Genomic DNA, 15,471 nt, shown 5'->3' with positions numbered 1-15,471 from the left:
CTTCGGTGTCGAGGTATTCCGGCCTCGGGGAACAATGGAACAGCCGTTGGAGCTAACCGGTTCGCCCAGATGGCGAAGGCGGGGGCTGACCTTCCGGAGGCGCTCCTACCGCTGGTCACGCAGCACCGTCCAGTACTCGCGGGACGCCTTGGTGGCGGCCCCCAATCACCCGCGGCGGGCCGAAGCATCCGACGTACCGGGCGATCGAGGAACTCGGGCGTGCGGTACGTACGGCGTTCATCTGCGACTACCTCGCCGACGCGGAGCTGCGGCGCGAGATCAACGACGTTCGTCCCCTGAAGAGTTCCGGCCAGCAGCGTCAGGTCCGCGTTGCACGCCTCGTACCGCGATCACCATGGGCCTGCTGGGTAGGTGTTTCTCAACCCACCGGTCTGAAGCCCCCCCCGGGGGGCGGGCGGGGTGGGCTACGGCGCTAGCCGCGGACGATGAGGGGGAATGCCCTGAAGTCGATCCGCCTGCCGCCTGACGTGAACGTCAGCGGCTGGACCGAGTAGGTGACACCGCCTGCTGGTGAGCCGGCCGTGCCGGGCGGCCAGCTGGACATGGCCGCATTTGCTCGCAGCGGCTTCTCCGTGGCGAACGTGAACGGGCCCTCCAGGCTTCCGGACTTCTCCAACGTGATCTCGCAGTTCTCGGTCCACGCTTCGGTGAGTTTGCCGGATGACTCCCGCAGGGTGCCCGGCGGCGAAACGTCGGTGGCCGGCAGGCGCATCGTGATCTGGCCGAAGAGCGGGTGAGTTGCCCTCATCATGAAGTCGAGCGTTTGCAGCCGTACGAAGTCAGGGCCTCCCGCCAGTACTTTGACCGTACGGGCGCCGGTGAAGTCGAGGCTCTGCTCGCCGGGGTGAAGCCCGCTTGTCATGACGGCGCCGTAGACGAGGGTGTGCAAACGGACCGTCTGCCCGACAGGGGGGAGGGCGCCGGCCGCCCGCGCGGGACGCGCAACGGCCGGTACCAGGACGCCGCCCGCGGCGGTGGCGAACACGCCCTTGAGGAACCGGCGGCGTGCTACACCAAATTGATCACTCCATGCAGGCATGACCGCATCCTCGCACCTCAGTGCACAGACAGGCGGGCAGGCCGCTCCCGACCACCCGTACGGATGACCCACAGCGACGCGGACCACCCGTTTCTGTCCCGTCTCCCGGGACCCCAACTCATAGCGGACCAGGATTCAAGATCATCATGTTGCCCCTTCTGGCACGTGTCTCACACCCCATCCTGGTCGTTGCCGTCCTCATCGAGCCCGACGGCGGCCGGGTCGCGCAGGGGCCGCAGACCGCCGTCGTCCGGCTGGGAGCGGCGGAAGGTGTAGCGCCCAGGACGTTGAGGTTCGCGTGCTTGAGCGGGGAGACGCGGGCAACGTCCTCGTCCAGGACGTCGTGCTCGCGGATCTCGGCGGGCAGCGTCCGCAGGTGCTCGACGGCAGCGTCCAGGTAGCGGGCACGCGTCGAACGAATACGCGGGCTTACCAGCACGAGCGGATATCTCCGCGGGCACGACGCTGTCAGCCATTGACGAGTGCGGCGACCGCGGGTCCCGCAACGGCGATGCGGCCTGTTGTGTGCTCGTAACGCCGCACGAGGGCGTGATGACGGAGCCGTCGTCCGGGTCGCCGCTCAGCGCGCGGCAGCGGATTTCCCTGTCAAGTCAGCGTCGACCGTTCAAGGCAGGCAGGCTGCGGTAAGTGCTCGTGCTGTGCGCTGTCCGACATCGTGCGGTTGTCCGTGTCCGGCGGCGCCCTGGCCGTGGACGCGCGCTCGTTGGGGTGACTGCTCGCGCGGCGCGCCGGGCAGGTTGTCGCGCGGTGGGCGTGCCGTGACGCGCGGTGGTGTGGTGACGGGTGCGCTTCCTGTTCGCTCCTGCGGCGGGCACGGAATGATGGGTGATCAACGTTGTCGGAGCACGGAGGAAGCATGGCAAGCGGCACAGTGAAGTGGTTCAACCCCGAGAAGGGGTTCGGTTTCATCGAGCAGGACGGCGGTGGTCCCGACGTCTTCGTGCACTTCACGGCGATCAGCGCGGCAGGCTTCCGCGAACTGCAGGAGGGGCAGAAGGTCACTTTCGACGTCGTCGCGGGCCAGAAGGGACCTCAGGCGGAGAACGTCGTCCCGTCCTGAACGCCGGCACCGGCGGCGGACGGCGTGGTCCGTCGCCGGTGCCGCCGGTGCCGGCCTGCGGGGTGTGGTCAGTCGGCGGTGGTGACGGTGGCGGGTCGGGTGTCGGTGGCCGGCGCCGGGGTGGGGGTCGCGGGTTCGGGTGGCAGGTGGCTGGTGGGGCCGGCCGTCTGTTCGCCGTCGGGGGTGACTTCGAAGTAGGTGGCGCCGGAGCCGCCGGGGTACTCGCCGGTGACGTAGTAGTCGGTGGTGAACCCGAGCGCGGCCTGGGAGCCGAGGGTGTCGCCGTTGGCGCGGACCGGGACGATCTCGTGGTGTTCCATCCACAGGCAGGCCGAGCTGGCGGGCGGGACGGTCAGTCCCCGGGTCTTGGTCTCCTGCCGCATGGTGGAGACGTTGGTCCGCCGTTCGTAGCCCAGTTCGACGGTGGCCGACACCGACGCGGTCACGGTGACCTCGGTGCCCATGCCGAAGGGTTTGGCCCCGGCCGAGACCCCGACCGACATGCCCACGGTGATGCCGGTGTTCTCGCTGAACGTCTCGCCCTGCTCGTGGGTGACGCCGGTGGTGACCGCTTGGGACTCCGGTTGCGGTTGCGTGCCGTTGCGGTTGTCGCGGTAGAGGATCAGCTCGTAGTGGCGCTTGCGGCGGATCTTGTAGAAGGGCGAGTTGGCGACCTTCCACGTCTCGTCGCGGCCGCGGTCGTCGACCAGGTAGTAGGGCACGGTGACCACCCGGTCGGCGATCACGGTCTGCGCCGGAGGCCGGGCGTGCGAGGTCAACTCGGGGATCTCCGGGCCCTCCCGCTTCTCCACCACCGCGGGCAGGTCCAGGATCCATGTCGTCGCGGTGGGCGACGGCGTTCCCGAGGACGTCACCGCGGTGAAATTGCCCACCGGCAGGTACAGGTGCTCGTCGAGGTCGCCGTCGGGGTAGGGCGGGGTCACCACCGACCACAGCTTCACGTCGCCGACCTCGAACACCTTGGTGCCGACCTCGCCCTCGCGGACGTAGGAGCGGCCGTTGTGGGTGCGCTTGACACACGCGATGTTCCGCGAGTAGTCCGGGGACGTCTCCGGTGGGATGTCCCATCGGTAGAACACGTCGCCCAGCGCGACGTACCCGTCGGGCGGGATCGGCCGCCACAAGCCGTACGGCCACCGGTCAGGGGACGGCAGCTCCGCGATCCTCTCCCACCGCACCGGAGGCCTCAGCAGATCCCCGCTGGCAGAGCGATCCTTGAGCATCAACATGCCGGCCAGGCCGGACTGGTCGACCGGACCGACCTTGTAGCCGGTGCTGAACCAGATCAGGTCCTGGTAGTAAACCGGTTTGTGAATGGCTGTGCTGTTGCTCGGGTGTCGATAGTTGAGGGTCGACTGGGTGGTGAAGCCCAACTCCAGGTCGCCGTACCGCTGCGTGGCGCTCACCGCTGTCGTGTCCATCGGACGGCCCACAATCCGGACACGGGCGCACGGCCCTCCGCGCGACTGGAACCGCGTCCGCTCAGAATCCACACCTACCGTCTTGGCTGCGCCGCCGACACCACGGCCACCCGAACGCGCGCCCGGTCCCGCCTCTGTCATCACATCGGGTGGTTCCCGAACGTGTGCACTAGCACCGGTACGGGCAGCGGGCGGTGACTGGCCGTCAGCTGTCACACGGGCGATACCGACACGATCGGGCGACACCGGACGGGCGCCGTGGGTCAGCCGCGGCGACGCCCGATTTTTCCCGAGTACTACGGCCACGTCGACTGAGAGTTCGTCGTCGTTCGCGGACTCTGCGGTAGCGGAACGAGGGCCCGATCCCTGCCGGAACACCCGTGGTGTCGGCGCCCATCGACATCCGATACCCCTCATCATGCTGGTGTCGAACGAGACCGGCATCCGGTTTCAGGTGAGACCGACATAGCCAGAAGTCAGTCCCACTGGCCAACAACACGCTCAACTGGCCAGCGGAAGCGCTTAGTCACAGTGGTCGATGGCGTGTTCGAGTTGGTCTCGGTATGGAGCGAACGCGTTGAGCAGGTCGAAGACGTGCTTGTTGCGCTCCTTGCCCTTGCCGGTCAAGAACTCGAACATCAGCCGGTGTGTCAGGCTGGCGAACCGGTCGTCCCGCGGCCTGATCTGGGTCCGGTTGCGGAACAGGGAGGTCGCGCGGTAGTCGCCGCTGGTGATCACGGTCCAGAGCAGCAGCGAGGTGATGTGGCGTTTGCGGGGGCCGAAGTCCTTCGCTGGGTGAGGCAGGCGCTGCAGTGGTTCGGTGACGGTCTCCCAGACGTCTTCGGGAATCAGCCAGCCGTCGAGCGCACGTCTGCGTCGTTGATAGTCGATCTTCGGCGGGGTGCTGTTGAGTCTTTCGATTACGTCTTGGACTGCTGCCGTGACCTGGGCTGCGGCGTCGTTCAGTTTTGTCCATCTGGTCCAGTGGGCGACGGCCTTGTTGGCGCGAGCTCCCCAGCCGTGAGGCAGATCCAGCGCGGCGGTCGCCGCCTCCATCGAGAGCCCGACGGAGCGGATCGCGGTGGTGGCCGCGAAGCGGTGCACCGTGCGCCGTTGCATGGCGGTTTCGGGGATGAGCATGGTGAGCGGCCGGATGTGATCGTCGTCCAGGTAGTGCGGAATGTGGCGGGGATCAATGGTCAGCCGCCACTTGAGCATGGGCATGGACTCGATCAAGGCAGGTCGGCGTCGTCGTGGCGGCGGCGGTGCTTCCTTGCGTCGATTTGCAGGGACCTTCGACAGCTCCGCCTTCACGTGTGGCTCGGCGGCCGCTTGTGTTGTTGCTGAGCAGTGGCGGAGGAACGCCTCGAGTTCGCGCCCCCAGAGGCTGCCGCCGCTCACCGAGGACACCAGCGCGCGGAGCGCGTCGCTGTCCTCGCGCAGGTGTCCGGCGAAGGCCAGCAGGTGGGCGGAGGCGTGCGGGTCGTCCGGCGGGCCTCCGCGCAGCAGTTTGTTCTGGACTTGTTTGCCCGCCTCCCGGGTCCTGGCCATGTCGCGTCGGAGCTGGTCGACGTGGCCATCGAGGATGTCGAGGTCGATGTGCGGTGGTGGGGCGAGCTGAGCCGCGAACGGCCAGGATCTGCGAATGAGCCGCGTGATCAGGTGCAGGTCGTAGAAGTAGCGGTTCCCGCTGTCGGGGTGTGTGGTCACGTCGTCGCGGTCGAGTTGCATCCGGGTCAGCAGTTCGCTCTGGAACTGGAGCAGGTGCTGCAGTGTTTCCCGGGTGGGCTCGTTCGGCTGGACGACGTCGTGATCGAGCCGGTGTCCGCAGGCGGAAGCCGGCGCATCGAGTGGCGCCTGGGAGGAGGTGCCGCGGCATTGAACGGGGTGCTGGATGAGCATCTGCGCGGCGAAGATCCGGGGGTTGGCTCGGGTGCGTTGGAGAGCGGGAATCTTGCAGCGCGGGCAGTGGTAACGCAGAAGCCGGTGATGGAGTGGGCAGGCGAAGACGACGGCCAGGCGCCATTTCTTTCGCCAGGGGCCGCCGTGGTCCTGCTGGAGCGCGCTGCCGTCGCCGGCGAGGCAGTCCGGGCAGTAACGGGTCGCACTGGTGAGAACCCAGCCGGGGACGCTCGGCAGGTTCTTGTTGCGGCGGACGAAGTTGCTGTCGTCGGTGTATTGCAGATCCAGTGGCGGGTAGCGCTCTCGCATGCTGTCCAGGCAGAGTTCGGCGATCTCCGTCTGTGCCAGCCGGGTCGCCTTCCCGAAGTCCACCACGTTCGCCGAGGGGATCCGCAGCTGATGGATCGCGACGGCAGGTCGGGCTTTCCTGCTCAGCCCGGTCAGTGTCGCGAGGCGGGCGGGCGGCAGTTCGAGCCGGTGAGACAGCCGCAGCAGGAACCCGATCAGGGATTCGTCGGGAAGCGGGTCGAGACTGCGTGGCAACGGCCGGATCATGCACTGGCCTCCCCAGTGGCCGGGGTGCCGGTGTCGTCGAAGACGGTGTTTCGCGGCTTGCGTCCGCGTCGTTTCCGCGTGCCGGCTGCGGGGACGGCGGGAACTTCGCCGGCGGCGGGATCGCGAGTGGGGTCGTTGCCGAGGTCGATGAGGATGCCGTCGAGCAGGTCCTCGGTGAGCACTTCGGCGCCGGTGTCGACGGCTTCGGCGCAGCCTTCCTCGACAAGCCGCTCCAGCAGGCCGACGACGCCTCTGGTGCGACGGAACAGGTATTCGGGCATCGTGCCGCCGGTGAGCATGTCCGGGCCCGAGTGGAAGAGCCGGAGTTCGTCCTGCAGCCCGGCCAGATGCGCGGTCCAGGCCGCGATGCCGTCTGGGGTGTCATAGGTGAACGGTTCGAGGTGGATCAGGTCGAAGCGGCGTTCGGTCTGCGTGGACGGGTCGTCGCCCAGGCATCCGCGCGAGGGCGGGAACACCCAGTGGCCGGTGCGCGGGTCGTGACGTCCTTCCCGCAGCAGCCCGGAACCGGGAATGTTCACCCCGACCAACACCAACGTGGTGTGCATGCTCATGAACGCGCGCATCAGGTCGAGGGTGTCCTGGTCGTCGGCGCGGTGCATTTTCAGCCGGGTGATGTCGTCCAGCAGCAAGACCCGGTTGCCGTGGTCGTGCAGTGACGCCCGGACCGCCCGCGTGAGCTGAGGAAGCGTCATCCCTTTGTGATCGGCGCCGAAGAAATCCAGGATCGCCTGGCAGGTGCTTTTCGGTTTCGCGGTCACCGGGGTCTGGACGTAGGCGACCGGGGCGTGCAGGTCGCGGGTGCCCGCAACGGCGTTCGGGTTGAGCTGGGCGTGCATGTCCAGCCAGGTGTCCTCGAACGCGGCCGCGATCTCGCAGGTGGTTTCGGTCTTGCCCTGGTAACCACCGCCGGTGATCATCAGCCCGGCCCGGGTGGTCGGCTTGTGCTTGAGCGCGTTGGTCTGGAGCCGCGACCGCATGATCCGCCCGACCGCGCGCGTCATCGGCGTTTCCAGCAGCGGCAGGTTCGCGTGCGTGGCCGCGCGGTGCAGGTCGTGCAGCTGCCGCTTCCGAGGGCTCAACGCCTTGTAGGTGGCCAGATCCAGCGTGGGCGCCGGGACGAACCGGTGACGGGTCAGCCGCCATTGCTTCCAGCCTTCGACGGTTTCCCGGTCCGGGATCTGTCCGGGAAGGACGAACGAGTTGGCCTCGGAATCGGGGCTGGTGCTCACGAATCACCTTCCGCAGTGTCGGCCGGGTCGTCGGCGAGCAGGAACAGGTTGCCGCGCCGGAACGCATCTCCCAGCCGCGCGGGCCGGGCCGGGGGCTGGTCGCCGAGCGCCTCCCGTCGCCGCCGCCGGTCGCCGTCGACGGCCTGCTCGACGGTCCGAGAGTGCTCAGGCCAGCTCGCCGGGCCGGGCGCCGGCGCGGGGGCGGGTGTGCTTCGTCCTGGTGCGGTGGCTTCCCGCAGCGGCCGAGCACTGATCCGGTCCGCGGCCGCCGCGCGACCTTGCGTGGTGTCACGGGCCAGTTCAGTGCGCCGGGCCTTGGCCAGCGTTGGCCAAGACTCGACCGGGACGTGCGCACCGAGCAAATCCAGCAGCAGCGGCAACAGCTCGGTGTCGCTGCGTGGCTTCAGCCCGGCCGCTTTCGCGGCCGCGAGCAGGTCGCGGGCGCGGGCGTCGCTGAAGGCGGGAACCTCGTCCTCCGGCGGGAGTCCGGTCCAGCGCAGCGTGTGCCAGGCGTGCGTGCGCGGGTCCTGGAAGAACACCGTCCGCGCGTCGCGGGGATCCCGGCGGATCTGCCACTTTCCCTTGTGCCGTCCGCCGCGCACCGACTTTTCGTGCCGGTAAGGATCCAGGGCCGGGCCGTCGTAGAACAGGCCGCGGATCTTCACGCCCCGCTGGCCGTGGATAACGACGTGATGCGCGGGCAGCAGCTGGTAGTAGAGCTCCGGCGTCGGGATCTGCATCGCGAAGCCGCCCTGGTTCATCGCCGCGGCGAACAGGGTGTTCGGGCTGTGGTCCCCGGCCGGGTCCCAGCTCGGGGCGTGCTCACCGAGCCGCCGGTTCTGCCAGACCGAGACGATCCAGGTCGCGATCAGGTGCTCCATCGCGTCGATCGTCAGCGTCGCGTCGGACTCCGGATCCGCGCCGCGGTCGTAGACGTCGACCCCGCAATAGCCGGGCAGGACCTCGAACAGCAGCGACCGGATCGAGCCGAATGCCCGCTCGACGGCTTGCTTGTCGGTCGGGCGGAGAACCCGCGCGGGCAGGATGTTCGCGCCGATCACGCGCTCGACCTCGACCAGATGGTGGTTGCGATAGACCGATCCGTGATCGGTGGTGACCGTCTCCGGCGCGAAGAACGGCAGCCCGGCGACCCGGTGCCCGGCGAACTCGGCGACCACGTTCGCCGGCAACCCCGGATAGGGCCATTCCAGGTCATCGCCCCAGTCTGGGCGCATCGGCAACGGCATCATGATGTCCCGCAGCACCATCGCGACGTCGACCGAGCTGTCGGAGACCAGCGTCAGCCGGAACGCCACCAACGACCTGGTGTGAACGTCCAGCGCCAGCGTCAGGTGAACCGACACCGGATCACCGAACACCGTCTCCCGGACCTTCACAGGCAAGATCGTGGTGTCCATCGCGACGACCTGCCCCGGCCGGTGGATCACCACATGCTGCCCGCTCGTCGGCTTCGCCGCCGACCGGACGTAGCGCTGCCGCCCTCCACTCGAGCCGAACCAGTCCGCCCAGACCAGCCGCAACGTCTCGTAGGAGGGAATCTGCGCCGTCGTCTCGGCCCTGTGCTGCTCGCGGACATACTGGTGGATCAGGCGCTCGCGAGCCCGCATGCTCATCCGCGATCGGTGCAGTGTCTCGGCGTGGACGGCGTAGATGGCCTCGCGAACCGTTTCCGTGACGCTCGGATGACCGCCTGAGCGACGCAGCCAGCGGTCATCAGCGCAGCCGATGGACCCTGCTCGACGGTAGCGACCGGCCCAGCGGGCCAGCGTCCGGACGCTGATCTTGTCCAGGCCCAGCAGCCGCGCCTGCGTCCGATCCAGCCCCGCGAGCTCGGTGACCTTCGCCTCTCGTCGCTGGTTCACCGTGGTGGCGGCCGGATCGAACTCCGGTCGCGGCTCACCTGGCTCCGACCGCAACGGGTCTCCGGCGCGGAAACCCGTCTCCACCTCCAAAAGATGCGCCAGCCGCAAGGTCACCACCTCACGCTGGTGCGGCGTCAGGTCAGCCGCGGTCGGATCCTGCCGCTGTCGTTGCGCGGCTGCGGCCGCCGTTCGGGTCGAGGCCCGGCAGTCCGGATGGTGCATGAGGAACTTCATCGTGACCGGCATCCGCTGCCCGTCCGACGAGACCAGCACGACCCGTCCCGCATGTGGTTCGGTGCGCTCGACCGTCCACTCGACACCGGCCAGCACCAGCACCGCCCCCGGCGCCAGATCCAGGTGACCTGTCACCGTGCCAGCCAGACCTGTGTGTCGTCCCCCAGGGGAAGCCGCATATTCATCGTCAATCGGCGGTGCCAGAGCAGATGCAGCAGATAAGCCCGCGCGACCGCCGGTGCGATCGTCGCGGCCGCGACCTCACCGAACGGGCGAGGACCGCCCTCCACTGCGGCGAGCACGGTCTCGACCATCTCAAGCCGATCAGTCAACGGCCGCCGCTGCGCCGAGAGCGCATCCACCGTCGCCACGGCAACCGGATCCCATCCGGTCACCACCCGATAGCCCCAGCCCAGCGACGTCGCGAGCTCCGCCGACGCGGCGAACGCGATCACGTCCCGTTCTTGGATCCGGCCCGCCGGACGAACGTCGATTACCCAACACCCGGCCGACGTCTCAACGAAAAAATCGGGAACGTGCTCACGCGCGCCAGTCTCGGCCACAAACCGCAGCCGAAACGGCTGCGACAGCACATCCGTCACTCCACCCGCGAAATCCAGCATCAGCAGCAGCTTGGCCTCGGCCAGCGACTCGAACCCATGCATCCGCCCCGTGCTGACCAGATACTCCAGCCCAGGACGATGTCGCGAACCCCGATGCCACGAAAAACGCCGGACCGGCTCTCGCATACTCAACGGCACTTCAGCAAGGTCCCGGACAGGGACCGACACCTGACCGCCACCGAGACGAACCACCGCCGACCACCGGCGAGGCCAGTCCTCCAGCCGCAGCCGCGCCGAGCCGTCGACGAACGACGACTCGCTCCACGCCAGATCCACCCAGCTGCACGCGTGCGACCACACCGGCCCAGGCTCGACCACCACCGCGACATCCAAGCGCTCGCCCCGAAGCCATGGGACGCGCCACGCCGTCGGTCACGCCCCCCTTCGCCAGCGATCGAAATAGACACCGACTGTCAGTGGCCAGTCGGATTTCCCGTAGACGGCCACCTGCGGATGACCAGTCCGGTTCCCCGCTGGCGACCGGTTGCATGGTCAGTAAGCACAACAAGTTGGTTGACCGGCGCGGCTCGGTGGCACGGGCATCCGTCAGTAGCCAATATCGTTGCGGCACGGCGTCGTTGCAAGAACACGTTTTCGATAGCGGCGCCTGCGCGCCAGTCTCTTCCTGTCGCGAACGCCCTCTTCTGCCGATGAGCGTGTATCGGTTCCGACGAACGGCAATGTGAGGGTCCGGAAGTTGGGTTGGTGGCATCCCGGCAAGCCCGGTGCCGGATGGCGGGATGCGGAAAACCGCACCCTGTTTGTGCGGAATACACCATTATCGGCATCGTGCCTGCTGCTTAGGGTTCCGGCGTGATCAAAAAATTGATCGACGTGCCACGCAGGGCCGTCACGGGGATAGCCGCTCTACTGGCTCTTGCCGCCGCACTGTTGGTGACTGTCATGTCCGAGGGCAGCGTCCAGCAGCCCGTTCCCGCGTCGGCGCCAGAACAGCAGTTCAGTGCCGAGCGGGCAATGTCTCATCTCGAACGGTTCGCCACCGAACCGCGTCCGCTGGGCAGCCCAGCCAGTGACCGCGCCAGGGATTACCTGACCCAACAGCTCCGGTCGGCGGGTTTCGCGGTGGAGATCCAGCACTCGGTCGGCTCACGATCAGCGGCGGGACTCGCGACCTTCGGCAGGGTCGAGAACGTGGTGGCCACGCTGCCCGGCCGGGACTCCACCGGAGCGGTTGTGCTCGCCGCCCACTACGACTCCGCTGCTGCCGGACCCGGCGCCTCCGATGACGGCGCCGCGGTCGCCGCCATGGTGGAGATCGCGCGAACGCTCGGCGAACAGGGACGGCTACGCAACGACTTGGTGCTGTTGTTCACCGATGGTGAGGAGGACGGACTGTTGGGCGCCAACGCTTTCGTCCGGGAACACCCCTTGGCTCGCCGGGGTGGCGTGGTGCTCAACTGGGAGGCGCGAGGGGTCAGCGGACCATCGCTGATGTTCGAGACGTCGAGGGGTAACTCGGAGTTGGTCTCGTTGTTCACCGACGCCGTGCCGCATCCACGGGGTGACTCGTCGATGGTCGAAATGTACCGGATGCTGCCGAACAACAGTGACTTCACCGCGCTGTCGCAAGCCGGCTTCACCGGACTGAATTCCGCCTACATCGAAGGGGCGTCTCGCTACCACACCGCCGACGACTCCATCGCCAACCTCGATCGAGGCAGCCTGCAGCACCTGGGCGAGAACATGCTCCATCTCTCCGGCGCGTTCGGTGACGCCGACCTGCCCACGCTCACCTCCGGCCACGACGCGACCTACTTCCGGCTCTTCGGGACGATGATCACCTACTCCGACACACTGGTCTGGCCGGTCGCGATCCTGGCGGTGTTGCTGGTGGCGGCCTTGGTGCTGATCACGCGGCGGCGGCGGTTGGCGAGCGTGCCACGGATGCTGCTCGGCGCGGCGTCCGCGGTGCTGCCGTTGGCCTTGTCGGTAGTGCTCGGGCAAGGCCTGTGGACCCTGCTGGTAGGACTGCGACCCGGTTACGACGCGATGGGTGGTTTGCTTCACCGTCCGCTGGCCTACCAGGCGGCTCTCGCCACCCTCTCCGGGCTGGCGTTGCTCGGCTGGTACCTCTTACTGCGACGCCGGCTCGGGCCGGCCGCACTCGCGATCGGCGCGATGATGTGGCCTGCCGCTCTCGGCGTGGTCTGCGCGGTGTTGGCGCCGGGAGCGTCCTTCCTCTTCGCCCTGACGGCGATGTCCGGCGCGCTCGGTCTGCTTCTCGCGTGGCTGCCGGTACGGTTCGCGGCCTGGCCCGTCGTCGCGGTGACCCTCGGGACAGTGATCCCCACGGCGCTGCTGCCCCTTCTGGCCCGCAACGCCTTCATCGGAATGGGAATGGCGCTCGCCGGTGTCGGGACGGCGTGTCTCGTCCTGTTCGGCCTGACCTTGCTGCCGATCGTCGAGTTGTTGTTTCCCAGTCCTGCCCGCGGCGTCGGCAGGCGTGTCGCCCTGGCAGTGCCGCTCACCGCGGCGGTGCTGGCAGTGGGCCTGGTCGGCGCGGGACTCGCCGTCGACCGTTTCGACGTGCGGCACCCCGAGCGCACACACCTCGCTTACGTACTGAACGCCGACACGGGCACCGCCGCGTGGGTCAGCGGGGAGGACGAGCCGACCGCATGGACCGGCAAGCACGTGAACAGCCGCGATATCACCGCCCTGCCGGCCGGCTACGCTCGCGGAAGGTTGTGGACCGGCGCTGCCAAGCCGATGGCCGTAGCAGGGCCGGAGGTCTCGGTACGGGCCCGCGACGGGGACACCCGCACGGTGCACGTGGCGTCCAGGCGGGCGGCCACGTCGTTGACGCTACGAATTGATCACCAGATCGTCGAAGCCTCCGCGGCCATACCGGGAGCGGCACCGGTGACCCTGACCGTCACCGGAACGCGAGCCAACACCTGGCCGGCGGAGATCCGTTTCCGTGACCTGCCACCCGGAGGAGTCGACATCACCGTGCGCACACCAGGTGCCGACCGCGTCCGCATCACCGCTGTCGACGAGACCTTTGGCCTCGCTGACGCGCCGGGGTTCCAGCCGAGGCCCCCTGGAGTGGTCGCGTCGACCCGTGAGGACGGCGATCTCGTCGCGGTGGCACGGAGCTACGAAATCTGATGAAACGCCGCGCTATCCCACCGCGCAGGGTGCGCACGAGCGAGAATCGTTGTTGCTACCGGCCATGCCGATGATCATGAGCAGGACCTCAATGCGCCGCGAGGCAGACCGACATGGCTTGGCGCACAACCACGACGCGAAAGAATGATGGAGAGGCAAAAATGAAGCATTTCGGGATCCTCGCGCACAGTGTCGAAGGCGCTGCACTGTGCCTGCGCACGTTCGCCAACGAAGGTGCTCGCGAACTCGGCGCACACCAGCATCCCGACGTCACGCTCGACTGCATCGCGATGGGCCACAGCATGCCCGCGTGGGACGCCGACGACTACCCGCCCATCCGCGCGACGCTGGCGACCAGCGTGCGCAGGCTGGCCGCGGCCGGGGCGGATTTCTTCGCGTGTCCCGACAACACCGCACACCTCGCGATCGAGGCCCCGGGTGACGATCTCGAGTTGCCTGGCCTGCACATCGCCGAGGTCGTCGCCGAACAAGCCGCACGCGACGGCAGGCGGCGGGTCGGCGTGCTGGCGACGAAATACACCATGGACAGCACGCTCTACCATCGCGCGCTCGGTGCGCACGGAATCCACGCCGAGGTACCGCCCGAGGCTGATCGGGATCGCATCAACACCATCATCTTCGACGAGTTGGTCAACGGGGTGTTCACCGATTCCGCGCGCGAAGAATACCTTCGGGTGATCGAAGGGCTGCGTGACCGAGGATGTGACGCGGTCGCGCTGGTGTGTACCGAGATCCCGCTCCTCGTCACACCCGACGTCTCACCGCTGCCCACCTTGGACTCGACGCGGCTGCTGGCCAGAGCCGCGTTCGAGGTTTCCGTCGGTAAGCGCGCACTCCCCACTTGGCGCGGCGGTAAACGTCCGCACTGAACGGTCCAACCTGGTCACTGACGCACGACGGCGCACCCCGTAAAGGCCACGCACCTCGGCACTTGTACAGCCCCGCTGCCCACTGCCGATGGCGTGGTCACCGTCAACGGGAAATGCTTCAACGTCCTGTCATGCCGCATACCGGTCGTTTCAGAAGCGCGGCAGCCCAACGAATCGTCCAATAGCCCGTTCCACTCCGGCACTGCTGTTGCAGGTCCCACGGCTGGCGCTTCAGCCTTGGCAGATGACAGATCGAAGCCACTCCAGACGGACGGGCCACTCATTACGGGCTATGGCTGCTTCTGTCGATAGCCACGCTCCATAACCGGGCGCACGGCCAGATAGCTCTCCGCTAACCCGCCGTCGGCGGGGAGTTCAAACTCGCCACCAACACACGACACGCCGCCAGGTTTCGTGCCAAGCAGCACCGGTCGTTCATGCCATCCATCACCTGTACCCGACCAAGGAACGCCACGTCAGGCGAAATCGTGGTGCCAACTAACAGCTGTCGTCACAAGATTTTGCTCTTGGCTTCAGGCCGGTAAAGCCACCTGCAGGGAGCCCCCTGAGCCGCCAAAAGTTGTCGCCACTACAGATCTCCCGCCGGTGGCTCCTTTAGGGCCTCGCCGATGTTGAGCGCCGACAGGTCAGCCGAGCCGATCGCAAGAGCTGCATGCGAGTCAAGGGCAAGGCCGGCATCCCTGAGAGCCTGCACTCGCTGCATTGCGATCCGCCTGCCGTTGGCACTGTTGGTCCGCCAGGTATCTGCGAGGTGAGCTTGCCGTGCGTGCTGCCGGTACAGCCACGTAACTGCGTCTACGTTGCAGCCTGCTGCCAGCTCTGACAAGGCCGCAAAGAGAATCAGGTCATCGTCGGTAGGGCCAGCGCCCCATCCCCCCAGGGCTCGCACCGAGCTTGTCCGCATCATGAGGTTGGCGCAATGAATGGGCCAGTTTCCACCGTGCTCGCTTGCCCACCTGTTGACCGCTCCGGCCTCCAGTTTTCCGTACGGCATAGCCGACTCCCACGCCACACGCTTCCCAGACGGCATAAGGTCATCCGCTTGACCGATCGCCCAGTGGATAGGCTCCTGCTCAAAAAGGGGAATGAGCGTTTCGAGTGCCCCGGGTAGCAAAACGTCGTCTTGGTCCAGCACCTGCACAAGGTCGCCTGTCGCCCTGGATAGCGCTAGATTTCGAGTCGTCGCCACACCGAGTTGAGTGCCGTTAGAGCCGTACCGGGCAAAGGCAACAGACTCGAAAACCTCGGACAGCTTCGGATTGTCGCCATCCTCTTGGAATATCCACTCCAACGTCCAGCTCTCCGGCAATTCCTGAGCCGCGACGCTTTCAATTGCTTCAGACAAGAATTCCGCCGCGGGCTCATACCCTGCCGTAATGACAGAAAGTACCGGCATTG

Annotated in this window: 12 protein-coding genes; 4 read left to right on the top strand and 8 right to left on the bottom strand. The window is 67.4% G+C overall.

Features of this window, described 5'->3' with window-relative positions; genetic code table 11:
• The first annotated feature begins 164 nt into the window (after window positions 1–164).
• Window positions 165–437 (top strand): Tn3 family transposase, encoded by a 273-nt coding sequence (locus ACZ6DT_RS19085; protein ID WP_465596589.1) that lies wholly within the window; start codon window positions 165–167, stop codon window positions 435–437.
• On the opposite strand, the gene ACZ6DT_RS19080 is transcribed toward ACZ6DT_RS19085, so the two are convergent.
• Together ACZ6DT_RS19080 and ACZ6DT_RS19075 are read right to left on the bottom strand one after the other, a co-directional pair.
• Window positions 434–1,060, bottom strand: coding sequence for a hypothetical protein (locus tag ACZ6DT_RS19080; RefSeq protein WP_465596503.1), 627 nt, complete (start codon window positions 1,058–1,060; stop codon window positions 434–436). The genes ACZ6DT_RS19085 and ACZ6DT_RS19080 overlap by 4 nt on opposite strands.
• A 118-nt stretch (window positions 1,061–1,178) precedes the next feature.
• Window positions 1,179–1,499, bottom strand: a complete 321-nt coding sequence (locus ACZ6DT_RS19075) for a hypothetical protein (protein ID WP_465596500.1) — start codon at window positions 1,497–1,499, stop codon at window positions 1,179–1,181.
• A gap of 438 nt (window positions 1,500–1,937) precedes the next feature.
• Between ACZ6DT_RS19075 and ACZ6DT_RS19070 the strand changes: the two genes are divergently transcribed.
• On the top strand, window positions 1,938–2,141 hold the full coding sequence (locus tag ACZ6DT_RS19070; RefSeq protein ID WP_465596497.1) for a cold-shock protein: 204 nt from the start codon (window positions 1,938–1,940) through the stop codon (window positions 2,139–2,141).
• Window positions 2,142–2,209: 68 nt separating this feature from the next.
• On the opposite strand, the gene ACZ6DT_RS19065 is transcribed toward ACZ6DT_RS19070, so the two are convergent.
• From ACZ6DT_RS19065 to ACZ6DT_RS19045, 5 genes are all read right to left on the bottom strand, one after another.
• On the bottom strand, window positions 2,210–3,583 hold the full coding sequence (locus ACZ6DT_RS19065; protein WP_465596494.1) for a hypothetical protein: 1,374 nt from the start codon (window positions 3,581–3,583) through the stop codon (window positions 2,210–2,212).
• Between the two features lie 522 nt (window positions 3,584–4,105).
• Window positions 4,106–6,040: a TniQ family protein gene (locus ACZ6DT_RS19060; protein ID WP_465596492.1), complete on the bottom strand. Its 1,935-nt coding sequence runs from the start codon at window positions 6,038–6,040 to the stop codon at window positions 4,106–4,108.
• Complete coding sequence (locus ACZ6DT_RS19055) at window positions 6,037–7,290, bottom strand: AAA family ATPase (RefSeq protein ID WP_465596489.1); 1,254 nt, start codon at window positions 7,288–7,290, stop codon at window positions 6,037–6,039. The genes ACZ6DT_RS19060 and ACZ6DT_RS19055 overlap by 4 nt, the downstream gene beginning before the upstream one ends.
• Entirely contained in the window at window positions 7,287–9,542 is a 2,256-nt protein-coding gene (locus ACZ6DT_RS19050; protein ID WP_465596487.1) for a transposase, read from the bottom strand. The genes ACZ6DT_RS19055 and ACZ6DT_RS19050 overlap by 4 nt, the downstream gene beginning before the upstream one ends.
• Window positions 9,539–10,363: a TnsA-like heteromeric transposase endonuclease subunit gene (locus ACZ6DT_RS19045; RefSeq protein ID WP_465596484.1), complete on the bottom strand. Its 825-nt coding sequence runs from the start codon at window positions 10,361–10,363 to the stop codon at window positions 9,539–9,541. Before ACZ6DT_RS19045 ends, ACZ6DT_RS19050 begins: the two co-directional genes overlap by 4 nt.
• Window positions 10,364–10,933: 570 nt before the next feature.
• Here ACZ6DT_RS19045 and ACZ6DT_RS19040 point away from each other — a divergent pair.
• Together ACZ6DT_RS19040 and ACZ6DT_RS19035 are read left to right on the top strand one after the other, a co-directional pair.
• Complete coding sequence (locus ACZ6DT_RS19040; RefSeq protein WP_465596481.1) at window positions 10,934–13,162, top strand: M20/M25/M40 family metallo-hydrolase; 2,229 nt, start codon at window positions 10,934–10,936, stop codon at window positions 13,160–13,162.
• Window positions 13,163–13,323: 161 nt separating this feature from the next.
• Complete coding sequence (locus ACZ6DT_RS19035) at window positions 13,324–14,052, top strand: aspartate/glutamate racemase family protein (RefSeq protein WP_465596478.1); 729 nt, start codon at window positions 13,324–13,326, stop codon at window positions 14,050–14,052.
• Between the two features lie 589 nt (window positions 14,053–14,641).
• Here ACZ6DT_RS19035 and ACZ6DT_RS19030 read toward each other — a convergent pair.
• On the bottom strand, window positions 14,642–15,469 hold the full coding sequence (locus ACZ6DT_RS19030; RefSeq protein ID WP_465596475.1) for a glycosyltransferase family 2 protein: 828 nt from the start codon (window positions 15,467–15,469) through the stop codon (window positions 14,642–14,644).
• Window positions 15,470–15,471 lie beyond the last annotated feature (2 nt).

The organism is Amycolatopsis sp. NPDC041971, assembly GCF_055588925.1.
Note: the sequence above shows the minus strand (reverse complement) of the source record. Positions and strands in the feature narration are given on the sequence as shown.